Source organism: Acinetobacter sp. 25-47-130 (assembly GCF_056779705.1).
This window is the reverse complement of the sequence record NZ_JBWYII010000024.1, coordinates 1-482: the sequence shown is the minus strand read 5'-3', so window position 1 is coordinate 482 and position 482 is coordinate 1. Positions and strand designations below refer to the sequence as shown.

The 482-nt window shown below is 38.6% G+C and carries 2 protein-coding genes; both read right to left on the bottom strand.

From position 1 onward, the window contains the following. Positions 1–113: CoA-transferase (locus AC1M83_RS14175; protein WP_481588093.1), on the bottom strand; the 113-nt coding region annotated here is incomplete at its 3' end. A gap of 142 nt (positions 114–255) precedes the next feature. Beyond that, a partial coding sequence (locus AC1M83_RS14170) for a dioxygenase family protein (protein ID WP_481589630.1) occupies positions 256–482 on the bottom strand: 227 nt, incomplete at its 5' end.

The window sequence follows — 482 nt, the reverse complement described above, 5'->3', positions numbered from 1 at the left end:
TCGATGAGTTCAGCAGGCTGACCTGCAGTACCAAACCCACCAATCATAATGGTTGAACCGTCTTTAATTTGGGAGAGGGCTTCGGTTAAAGTCTTTTGAGATTTATCAATCATAGCGTTTTATAGATAAAGCTATCTATATCCTTTTAGGTCTTGCAAAAATTTAAACAAATCAAAATGATTAGATTTGGATTGGTCTAAATTCTTTAGTTAAATGAGATAAAGGATGGATGCGAAATCCATCCCTTTATTATTTTTAAGCTGATGCGCGGCGACGTTCAACTTCAGTAGAAGGCGCACCTTCAACGTCTTTTACTAATTCAATGTCAAATTGAATATGTTTGAACGCACCTTTTAGACCACGACGAGCAATTTCAGCTTCATCAGTTACGTCTACAGCAGTTGCCACTAAGCCATCACGCGTTGCAAATGCAAAGTCATCCCAAAGGTATTCATCACCTTCGATGTTGAACTGCGTAGTTA